Source organism: Methanobrevibacter sp., assembly GCF_045220775.1.
In the GTDB taxonomy this organism is placed as follows: Archaea; Methanobacteriota; Methanobacteria; order Methanobacteriales; family Methanobacteriaceae; genus Methanocatella.
On the sequence record NZ_JBGUWC010000152.1, the window covers coordinates 21,552 to 30,209 of the forward strand.

The window sequence follows — 8,658 nt, forward strand, 5'->3', positions numbered from 1 at the left end:
CTGATAAAATTGGCATAAACGTTGAACAGGAATATTTTAAATTAACTTGAAAAACATTTTACAAAAGCCCCATAATACATTATTTCTTTTACAACAGGAAACATAAAATATGAAATAGTTAACTAATGTTTTCTCAATAATTTTTCAAAGAATTTGCTCAAATATAGTAAAAAAAGGTTTTAGAAAAAAAGTTAAGGGTTGGTGGTGGTTGTCTATCTTGGCCACCTGCCGTGAACCCTATTTATCATTATTTAGTCCTTGTAATTTTTGGACAGGGGGTTATTTTACCACCTGTATTGATCGAACACTATTTCATGATTTGACCATCTCTCATTCACAATATTTCCAAAATAATAGTTGTTAGCGCCTTCAGTTACATACTGGTAGACTTCATCACCATTCAGATTTTTCTTGATTACCATGTCATTTCCGCGGTATTGGAATAGTGCTTGATTGTGTGCTTCGGCAATAATTTTTGATGTTTCTTTCCAGTAATTGCAACGATTGTAGGTGCGGAAAACCTCTTCAGCGCATCTGTGCAAGTCCCATTCAGGATGTTTTATGAAAATTGTAAAATAATGGTATACTGTTCTTTCATATTCTGTCATAGGTTTCAATTTGATTGGGCCTTTTGGGCCTTTAATGTTGAGATTATTATTTTTTATTATTTTTGGTCCTTTAATGTCTAAATGTGGTTGGGTGGAGTTGTTTGTTTGTTGTGCATTTGCAGTGTTGTCAGCAACTTTTACAGTATCGTTGTCAACAGTCACTGCATCATCAATTGCTTTTACAGTGCCATTGTCAGCTGTGTTTGCAGCGTCATTGTTGATGCCGTTTTCAACAGTAATGTTGGTGTCAACAGGAATGTGCTGTTGATCTATTGTTTGTATAGAGTCATGAGTCATTGTGGTGTTGTCACTTGCAGCCACACAGGCAACACCCATTGATACTATCAATAAACATAATAAAGATAAGATAATTTTATTCATAATCAAAATCTCCTAATAATCATATTTTTAGTGTAATAGGACACTACACTTACTACTAACTCTATCAAAGACCATATATAAAGTTTTTCGAATGTAAGTACTCACTTGCATCCCAAAATAATAAAATAAAGAAAAATAATGATTATTTTAAGAAAATAAACTATTTAAAAAAGCAAATATTTATTTTAAACTCCAAAAACCATATTTAAAATTTGAATATATGTAAACACTTAACTATTTAACTTATTTCAAATAGAGTCTATTTAATGGAACATGCCTTGAATGAAGTTGAGAGACATTATTATATTTTACGATAACATGATTAAATTAGCATATTGCAATGTGGAAAACCTGGATTTGAAAAATGCTTACGATTTGGTTTCCAAAGATCGTCAGGAAAAAATCAATTTTTACAGATTTGAAAAGGACAAAAAGCTAAGTGCCGGAGCTTATCTGCTTTTGAAAAAATTATTGTCAGAAGAAAACATCACAGATCCAATCTTTAAAACTGAAAAATACGGCAAGGCATACATATCCAATCATGAAAACATTCATTTTAATCTAAGCCATTCCGGCAAAATGGTTTTGTGTGCAATATCCGATAGGGAAGTTGGAGCTGATATTGAATATATTGACCCTACAATTGATTTAAACATAGCCAAACATTACTTCTTCAACAGCGAATATGAAAATATCATGAATGCAAAAAACAAATCTGAAGAATTTTTCAAATACTGGGTTTTGAAGGAAAGCTTCATGAAATATACTGGTCTTGGGATGAATCTGCAACTGGACAGTTTTGAAATAATGATTGAAGATGCAATCAGACTTAAAAATGACAAAAATAATTTAAAATTTAATCTGTTTGACATTGAAAACTATAAAATTGGAATTGCCGGCCACTACGATGTTTTTAAGTTACGGGAAGTAAATGTTAATGAATTATATTAAAAATAAATTTGATTATGGATTTATTCCTTCAAGCATTATATTTATCAGGTCATCTGCATAATAGTTTGTTTCAAACTCAAGATCCTTATTATATATCTTCCACAATATGACTGACTGGAACAGCATGCCGAAACACATTATCGCCAGTGCTTTCGGATTGACTTGCCTAATTATGCCTTTTTCCATTTTCAATTTGAAAAATTCTTCCAATTTGTTCAATATTACATCAGTGATTTCAGATATTAGAAGTTGATTCTCAGGATTTTCTCTAACTTCTTCCATAGCTACTCTGATTATGCTGAAATCTTCATCTGAAAGACTTAAGATTCCGAAAAAAGAAATTTTGAGATATTCTTCGATTCCTTCATCTTCCCCAAATTCAAATATCTCCTCTAATTTGCTAATTAGTAACTGCAGATAATAATTTTTTGTAATCTCAACCAGATTGTTCTTGTTTTGAAAGTTTCTAAAAATTGTTACTTCATTCACGCCCGCTTCGGCAGCAATCTTTTTGGTAGTAGCCTTGGTGAAGCCTTCCCTTTGAAGAATTCCGAATGTGGCCTTGATAATCTTTTCATCAGTGCTGCTAAATTCTTTCATGGCTATAACTATATTGTTAATAATATATATAATTCAATATTGCACAAATCCACAGTTTATTTCGGACACCCCCCATATTAACTTAACCATAACTTAAGATATGTATGTAATGCACATATTGCGCCCCACATACATGGTGGGAAATTGCAGAAATTACAGCTCGTGCACATAACATAGCAGTACACAAAGTTACATGGTTCACTTTTTATAATTTATGTGAAATAACCGCAGCCCAAGAATACCAAGGTATACACGATGATGGTTATGAGTTCGCCAGTAGCTGGCCTAATTTCAAATAACCATCACTTAACTTTTTTTCTAAAACCTTTTTTTATTGATATTAATTTTTAGAATTATTCACTAATCAGTTCATTGATTAATTAAACCCGTATGTTTCTTTAAGTCCTATTCAATTCATTTTTAACTTGCAGCATACTGGCAAAAATACACTAAATTTCCAGATGTTTCTAAAAATTTTTATAATATGCCTTAAATAATTAAGCATATGTCTGATAACTTTGAAAAACATTTTATTATTATTACATTCATTACATCATTTTTCACAGTTTTTCTCACAACTGGAGTGAATATTGGAAGTCCAGCAATTGCTTCAGAATTCGGAATGAACAATGTTTTGCAAAACTGGATTCCCACCGTATTAGTATTTGTCACAACGATTTTTACATTGCCTGCCAGCCAAATAACTGGTAAATATGGATTTAAAAAATCTTTACTTGTTGGACAGGCCATTGTATTGTTTGGAATAATCCTCACTTGCATATCCCTTTCAACAGAAATGTTTTTTTCAGCCAGGATTCTTCAGGGTTTTGGTCTTGCGATTGCAGGCGTAGCTGAAATGGCAATAATTGTTCTTGCAATACCTGAGGAAAGGAGAGGAAGGGCTTTAGGAATTGTTTCTTCCAGTGTTTTTTTAGGAATTTCAGCATCTCCAGTTATTTGCGGATTTTTAGTTCAGCACTTTGGTTGGAGATCTTTGTTTTATATTACAATATTCTTTAACACCATTGGTCTGATATTAATGTTAACTAAAGTTAAGGGAGAATGGAAAACCAATGAAAATGAAAAGCTTGATGTAAAAGGCATGGCATTATACATGATTGGAATATTGCTGTTTATTTATGGGATAACAATATTATACGATGGCAGGGCAATCATATTGGTATTGCTCGGCTTAATACTGCTTGCGGCATTTGGATTTTATGAACTGCGACAGAAAGCTCCTGCATTTAATGTTAGATTGTTTAAAAGTCATCCATTTACATTATATAATTTTTCAGGGTTATTCATGTATGTGGCAGTAGTTGCTCTTGTAACTACATTTAATTATCATTTCCAAATTGTAAAAGGATTGAGTCCTCAAACTACTGGTCTAATAATGTTGATAGGCCCTGTAGTAATGGCAATTACTGCCCCTAATGCAGGCAAGCTTTCAGACAAATATCATCCACAAAAAATAGCTACAATTGGTATGGTGCTTACAGTATTTGCATTTGTTATTTTGTCATTTATGGAAAAAAACACACCATTATATATCATTATCATTGCAATGGTCTTGCAGGCTATTGGAATGGGTCTTTTCGCATCTCCGAATGTAAATGCAATTATGAGTTCCATTCATAAAAAATTTGCTGCAAATGCGTGTGCTTCTCAGCTTACGATGAGATCCGTTGGTCAGACTTTAAGTTTTGGTTTATTGACATTGGTGTTTAGATTTATTATGGGGTCTATGGATTTGACTTCAAGTAATTATGCTTTGATTGTTGAATCATCCCAAATTGTATGTCTGATATCTGCTATTGCATGTATTATTGCAATTATTCTGTCAATTGCAGGTTTAAAATTAGAAAAAAAGATAAGTTTTTAACTTATCTTAATTTTTCGATGCTGAGTGGATTATTAATTTATAGTTTTTAAATGCATTATTTCTTTAGTTTCATTCAAAACTAAAAGGGGAATTTCTTTTATTTATATTTTCCTTAAGCACATTATTCTCCTTTGGATAAAATCCATTACGCACTGATAAATTCCTCATGTCTTCAAGTATTTCATTAATTGGAATTGATACTGGACAATTAAGTGTACATCGTCCACACAAAGTGCACATGAACAATCCTGAATTAAAACAAGTCTCATCATCTTCAATGAACCTTGACATTGCAACCCCTCGTCCCCCAACATAGTTTTTAAAGCCGAATTCATATCCAACTCTATTATAAACAGGACAGTGAACAACGCAGTTGCCACAACCTATGCAGAATAAACATTCATTTACTGCTTCACTTCTTCCGTTGTCTAAAAATATTACAACAACTCTTTCGGCACCATACATGTTTTTAATCAGTTTCTTTTCAATGTCTGCAGTTTTTGACGGACCAGACACCACATTCAAATAGGATGTCGCATAGTTTCCTGTTGCAAAGAGTGTTTCCAGTTTTACAACAGAGATTGCATCTTCCAAAGTAGGTACTATCTTATCAATTCCGGCTACGATTATATGCAAGTCCTGCAGTGAAACTATTGAAATATTGCCCTCATTATGCACCATCATAATGGAACCTTCTTCAGCAGTTATTGCATTGGTTCCACTTATACCTACATTAGCGTTTTCCAGGCGTTTCAGCACATCACTTCTCACAACTTCCATGATTTCATGAGGTTCGGGAGCAACATTTTCATCAAGAGCCTCATTGACAATATCTACAATATCACCAACATTTAAATGTGAAGCAGGGCCTGTTGGATGAATCGGATCATTGTCTATTTTTTTAAGCTGTAAAATACGGTCCCCCAAATCAGTTTCAACAACCTCAATGTCAGTATCTTGTAGATGATTTTTAAAATCTATTTCACCCAAGGTATTAGATTTGGATTTTGCAACAACACTTGCACCAACTTCCACAAGCAATTCATCAATAATGTCTAAGGCATCTTTTGAAGTTTCAGCAAAGAAATAATCAATACCATTACGATTAAATGATTCCAAGCATTGATTATACAATTCCCGATTGTTTTCAATCGAATACTTCTTAATTTCCTGAACCTTTTTGATGAGTCTTTGAGTAGATGGAGAATCCTTAATTGAAACGAATCCCCTTCTAGCCCTACTAAAAGATGTTCTCATGGTTTCAAGTTCACTGTTCTTCATTTATACCACCATATTCCAATAAAAATTCAGTTAAGTCAAGCACTTCCATTCCCTCATTTTCGAGGTTAAATTTGCAGAAAGGACAAGCAGTTATCAATGTTTTGCATCCGGTATCCTTAACCTGTTTGATTCGTACATCTGCCATTTCATCTGCAAGTTCGGGATAAGCGGACTTTACACCTCCACCAGAACCACAACAAATACTATCTTCCCGACTGTATTCCATTTCAATTAAGTTAGCTACACTTTCAATAACATTTCTTGGCTCATCAAATACTTCCATGTGACGACCCAAATGACATGAATCATGATAAGTAACATTCAAATCGGTTTTTAAAATAGAAAGTTTACCTTCGTTAATCAACTTATCCAATAACTGTGAGATATGAATAACATTCAAACCTTCATAATCAGTTTTTAGTGTCTTGTAGCATCCCGGACAAGATGTTACTATTAATTCATCTTTTAAAACTTGAGTATTCCTTATAATTTGCTCATTAGCTTCATCAATAAAGCCCATTCTAAACAATACTGAACCACAGCATTTTTCATCTTCTAAAACATGATAGTCAACACCAGCAAGAGTCAGCAGTTTCTCAGTTGCATCCTTAATGCTAGTCTGTACATACCTTGCAGTACATCCTCTAAAATAAATCATTATTCACACTCCTAATTTCTGAAAGTAATATCTTTGAATTTCCCTTAACATCCGCTTCAATTTATCCAATGGACAATCTGAAAATAATATGAATGGAGTTCTATCATATTAAATATTTGTTCTAAATATATAAAAATAATCTTGATAATCCCAATAATCAACATATTATTTTAAAATATTAAAATAAATTATTGGAGGCTTTATCCTCCTCCAGGAATTGTATACTTATCGTTTACACCGTAAAATATGCCAGTGCCTTTTCTTTTTTTGTTTACATTTAATAATGCATTATTGAATATTATGTTCAATAGCTTATATCCGTCCTTATCGATGAAATCTGTTAAGGAAGTGTTGTTTTCCCTTATATCCAATGCATCTTTTTCAATGTCGAAGCATGCTGCATAGATTATTTGTGCTGAATTTTCCTCATCGGACTCTGGAGGATATTTTTCGGTTAGATCCTTTGATTTCAAATAATTCTGGAAGTTTTTCCATTCCTTTTTGATTTGCTTTCCTTTGCTTGTCAATTTGGATTTGTGCATGATATCATTATAGTTTTCACCATCATATCCGTTTTCACTTTTAAGGGCACTGACAAATTCATTAAGATCATCTTCAAACTTATTGGCAACTGCAGTAATGTTGCTTTGTTTTGCCATAGCTTTCAAGTTGAATTTCTTATTTTTATTCATGTTTTTTAGCAGGTTAATTGCTTGTGTTTCGGAAGTCTTCAGCTCTCCTTTATTTGCTATTCTAAGAGTTATTTTCTTCATGACTTCCATATCCTCAGCGGTCAATTTCTTGCCCACTTCATAGGAATTCTCCAAATCAATGTCGCATTTGATTTGACCTTTATCGATTAAATCAAGTATTGTAAGTGACAGTGCACTTACGCCAATTTTGTTATTTTTTGAAAACAATATTGATGTCATGGGGTATGAATCATAACTGGGAGGATTTTTGATAGTTTCATCAGCTTGATTTTTATTGCCTAAACCTAACATATTGTTCAACTCCAAATATTTTTTTTATTCATCATGTTTTAAGGATTCTACATAAGCTTCATGGATTTCTTCGGCCAATTCATCGTTTCCTTCAATGATTGGTCCGGTATAATCACAATCCCTGCAAACGCATTGTGACCAGTTTTGAGGGATAATCCAGTCAACATTTCTAGATCCGCATCTTGGACAAATTTTATGCATTTTCATTTTTGATTCCCCTATATATTATTTTTTAAGGTTTTCAGACTAAAACAGCTCCAAATAAAAGTAAGGAACTGACCAATAAGAAGAGTATGTTTTTGAAGTAAAAGTTATTTATAAATTCCATTATATCACCTTGAGTTAATTTGAATTTGTGCCTGATTTTTTGAAATTCAGTTCATAAGCACAATTAATTATATGAAACAGACAGTATATAAAGATTTTCGAATGCAAGTACTCACTTGCATCTTAAAATAATAAAATAAAGAATAATAATGAATATTTTAAAAAAACAATTGATTTAAAAAAGATATATTCGATTTAAGCTTCACAACGATATTAAAAACTCTGCTAATTAGATTACACCAACACTTAATTATTTAATGTATTTTCAATAGAAATTATTCTATGAATTACAGGATTGATGGAAACGGAAAACCATTGGTTTTCATTCATGGACTTTCAGACAATCTGCTGTATTGGGAATTTTTAGCAAACAATCTCCAGCATGACCATCAGATCTTAAGAGTCGATTTAAGAGGCCATGGAGAATCTGAACTAGGAAATGAAGATATTACGATTGACACATATGTCGATGATTTAAATAACCTTTTAGAGGAATTAAATATATCAAAAGTTAATTTAATCGGATTTTCACTTGGTGGTGCCGTTGCACTTGATTTTGCAATCAAATACCTACAAAAAGTAGATTCTATAGTGTTAATGTCTAGTTTTTACAAAGTAGATGAAGGGTTAAAAAGTACTTTAAATCAATTTAAAAATAGCTTAAATCTTGGCTTTGAAGAATTCTATGACAATATTCTGCCAATGGTATTATGCCCTGATGTTATTGATGAGAATAAAGAGGAGTTAGAGCTATTAAAAGACATGGCTTCACAAAATGCCAATATTGAAGCTTATATTAAAGCCGTTGATGTCTGTTTAAATTTCAATGCTGAAAAAGATGTATCGCAAATTAACGTGCCTACACTAATTTTGGCAGGCAAGTACGATGACATCTCCACTTTAGATATGCAAAAAGAATTGCACAATAAGATTGAAAATTCAAAATTGATTGTATTTGATAAT

9 protein-coding genes are annotated in these 8,658 nt (G+C 32.3%); 3 read left to right on the forward strand and 6 right to left on the reverse strand.

The genetic code is table 11. The features are described 5' to 3' along the window. Positions 1-284 precede the first annotated feature (284 nt). Positions 285-989 (reverse strand): hypothetical protein, encoded by a 705-nt coding sequence (locus ACJROP_RS09860; protein ID WP_406535296.1) that lies wholly within the window; start codon positions 987-989, stop codon positions 285-287. A 318-nt stretch (positions 990-1,307) separates the two neighbouring features. Here ACJROP_RS09860 and ACJROP_RS09865 point away from each other — a divergent pair, with 318 nt between their 5' ends. Beyond that, the gene (locus ACJROP_RS09865; RefSeq protein WP_406535297.1) at positions 1,308-1,940 is read left to right on the forward strand and encodes a 4'-phosphopantetheinyl transferase family protein; all 633 of its coding nucleotides are present in this window, start codon (positions 1,308-1,310) and stop codon (positions 1,938-1,940) included. Between the two features lie 12 nt (positions 1,941-1,952). Here ACJROP_RS09865 and ACJROP_RS09870 read toward each other — a convergent pair whose 3' ends face one another. Continuing rightward, the gene (locus ACJROP_RS09870; protein WP_406535298.1) at positions 1,953-2,540 is read right to left on the reverse strand and encodes a TetR/AcrR family transcriptional regulator; all 588 of its coding nucleotides are present in this window, start codon (positions 2,538-2,540) and stop codon (positions 1,953-1,955) included. Between the two features lie 505 nt (positions 2,541-3,045). On the opposite strand from ACJROP_RS09870, the gene ACJROP_RS09875 reads away from it, so the two are divergent. Next, positions 3,046-4,425, forward strand: a complete 1,380-nt coding sequence (locus tag ACJROP_RS09875; RefSeq protein ID WP_406535299.1) for an MFS transporter — start codon at positions 3,046-3,048, stop codon at positions 4,423-4,425. A gap of 69 nt (positions 4,426-4,494) precedes the next feature. Here the strand turns inward: ACJROP_RS09875 and ACJROP_RS09880 are convergent, their stop codons facing one another. The 4 genes from ACJROP_RS09880 to ACJROP_RS09895 form a co-directional block, all read right to left on the reverse strand. Continuing rightward, positions 4,495-5,706 (reverse strand): LUD domain-containing protein, encoded by a 1,212-nt coding sequence (locus tag ACJROP_RS09880; protein WP_406535300.1) that lies wholly within the window; start codon positions 5,704-5,706, stop codon positions 4,495-4,497. Continuing rightward, positions 5,693-6,364 carry a (Fe-S)-binding protein gene (locus ACJROP_RS09885; protein WP_406535301.1) on the reverse strand — a complete coding sequence of 224 codons (672 nt, stop codon included), beginning with the start codon at positions 6,362-6,364 and terminating at the stop codon, positions 5,693-5,695. The genes ACJROP_RS09880 and ACJROP_RS09885 overlap by 14 nt, the downstream gene beginning before the upstream one ends. A gap of 200 nt (positions 6,365-6,564) precedes the next feature. Beyond that, positions 6,565-7,368, reverse strand: coding sequence for a DUF2207 family protein (locus tag ACJROP_RS09890; RefSeq protein WP_406535302.1), 804 nt, complete (start codon positions 7,366-7,368; stop codon positions 6,565-6,567). A 24-nt stretch (positions 7,369-7,392) separates the two neighbouring features. After that, entirely contained in the window at positions 7,393-7,575 is a 183-nt protein-coding gene (locus ACJROP_RS09895; protein ID WP_406535303.1) for a hypothetical protein, read from the reverse strand. 402 nt (positions 7,576-7,977) lie between these two features. On the opposite strand from ACJROP_RS09895, the gene ACJROP_RS09900 reads away from it, so the two are divergent. Continuing rightward, positions 7,978-8,658 (forward strand): alpha/beta fold hydrolase (locus ACJROP_RS09900; protein ID WP_406535304.1); only part of this gene is annotated, 681 nt, incomplete at its 3' end.

Coding starts and splice junctions, on each gene's coding strand:
- ACJROP_RS09875 (WP_406535299.1), top strand. CDS start 3,046: ATGTCTGATAACTTTGAAAAACATTTTATTATTATTACATTCATTACA.
- ACJROP_RS09865 (WP_406535297.1), top strand. CDS start 1,308: ATGATTAAATTAGCATATTGCAATGTGGAAAACCTGGATTTGAAAAAT.
- ACJROP_RS09860 (WP_406535296.1), bottom strand. CDS start 989: ATGAATAAAATTATCTTATCTTTATTATGTTTATTGATAGTATCAATG.
- ACJROP_RS09885 (WP_406535301.1), bottom strand. CDS start 6,364: ATGATTTATTTTAGAGGATGTACTGCAAGGTATGTACAGACTAGCATT.
- ACJROP_RS09870 (WP_406535298.1), bottom strand. CDS start 2,540: ATGAAAGAATTTAGCAGCACTGATGAAAAGATTATCAAGGCCACATTC.
- ACJROP_RS09895 (WP_406535303.1), bottom strand. CDS start 7,575: ATGAAAATGCATAAAATTTGTCCAAGATGCGGATCTAGAAATGTTGAC.
- ACJROP_RS09890 (WP_406535302.1), bottom strand. CDS start 7,368: ATGTTAGGTTTAGGCAATAAAAATCAAGCTGATGAAACTATCAAAAAT.
- ACJROP_RS09880 (WP_406535300.1), bottom strand. CDS start 5,706: ATGAAGAACAGTGAACTTGAAACCATGAGAACATCTTTTAGTAGGGCT.